The sequence below is a fragment of the Streptococcus infantis genome (assembly GCF_019929665.1).
GTDB lineage: Bacteria > Bacillota > Bacilli > Lactobacillales > Streptococcaceae > Streptococcus > Streptococcus infantis_H.
The window spans coordinates 1-1,808 of the sequence record NZ_JAHZPZ010000016.1 but is presented as its reverse complement, the minus strand read 5'-3'; the positions used below and the strand labels follow the sequence as shown (position 1 = coordinate 1,808).

The 1,808-nt window shown below is 33.2% G+C and carries 1 protein-coding gene; it reads left to right on the top strand.

Going from position 1 to position 1,808, the window contains the following annotated elements; genetic code table 11:
* Positions 1–312: 312 nt before the first annotated feature.
* On the top strand, positions 313–1,808 hold a 1,496-nt coding region (locus K1I61_RS08925; RefSeq protein ID WP_263285099.1), incomplete at its 3' end, for an Ig-like domain-containing protein.

Sequence of the window (1,808 nt, the reverse complement as noted above, 5' to 3'; positions counted from 1 at the left end):
AACAGTTGTTATGAAACGTAAATTTACTAAATAATATTAGATAAGTTTCTTTAGAGAGGAGAGAGCATTGCTCTCTCTTTTTATACTTTTTATATACTAATATTGCATATATATTTTCGATATCGATATTAAAAAAATCTATTCTTAAAAATAAATTTATACGATTATATGACATAAAAAACATATTTAATATCTAAAAGTAATCTTGATAAATTTTTTTTGTTTATTTGAGTTATAAAAGTAGACATAGGATGTAAATATTGGTATACTGTACTAGTTTTAATAAACTAATAAATTAAAGGAGAAATGAAAATGAATAAGAAAAAACTATCGTTTATCTTTTTCATTATTTGTATATTAACTGTATTTGTTTCACTAAGCTTAACAAATGCTGCTGCTGAAACATCGGCTACTACGTCTAATAGTAAGACTGTTGATACTATTACCTCACTAAGTATTACAAATAAATCAGGAGATAGTCTTGATGGTGATTTGAAGCAATGGGTTACGTTTAGACTTAATGCAAATTATGATTTAAAAAATAAAAATGTTAAAGCTGGCGATACAACTACAGTTGATTTATCAGATTTTCTATATATAGAATCCCAAAACTTTGAAATTCGTGATGAGAAAACAAATGAAGTTATCGCAAATGGTCAGATTGATGAAACAAAAAAACATATCGTCTTAACCTATACTGATTATGTTGAAAAACACTCTGATACCAAAGGATCTTTCTATGTCTATACTCGAGTAGATTTCCAAAAACACCCTGAAGAAGGAGAAATCCCTGTCGAAGTAACTATTAATGGGAAAACACAAGTAGTTGGAAAAGTTAACTTCACCGGTGTTGGAGATGGAAACCCTGAATTATTTTCTAAAACAGGATGGGTAAGTAGTGAAGATCAAAAGACACTCTCTTACACCATTTCAATCAATCGTACTAAAGAAAGTCTTCAAGATGCTACAGTAGAAGACACATTGAAGTTTTCGAATGCATCTTATATTAAAGATAGTATTCGTGTCATCAAAGGTAAATTTGACTATGTTAAAGGTCTTTGGGAATTTACAGATACAACGGATGTAACTGCTCAACATACTGTTACCGTCAGCGAGGATGGACAATCATTTGTCGTAAAACTTGGTGATATCACAGAATCAGATCAGTATCGTATTGAATATAAAGTTCAAACCAATTATTCACCGGCAGACGGAGAGGTATTAAATAATGATGCTGTGTTAAAAGGCAAAGGAAAGGCTGTTAAACATGTTGAGCAATCCACTGTCGTTCAAGTAGCAGGTGGTTCTGGTATTGGTTATGTCTTTACAATTAACATTAAAAAAGTTGATGAAGCAAATCAACCATTACCAGGTGCGAAATTTAAAGTAGTTCGCCCAGCAAATAATCAAGTCATTGGTGAATATGTAACTGATGCTGACGGGAAAATCACTGTAAAAGGTCTTCTAAAAGACAAATATATCCTGACGGAAACAGAAGTACCAAAAGGCTATGTCATTGATTCTGAAGATACAGAAGTAGATGTTACGGACTTTGGAGAAGACCAGTCAGTTACAAAGACTATTGTGAATTCAAAAGAACAAACGACAACAACAGAAGCTCCAACAACAACTGAGGCTCCAACAACGACTGAAGCTCCAACAACAACAGAAGCTCCAACAACAACTGAGGCTCCAACAACGACTGAAGCTCCAACAACGACTGAAGCTCCAACAACAACAGAAGCTCCAACAACAACTGAGGCTCCAACAACGACTGAAGCTCCAACAACGACTGAAGCTCCAACAAC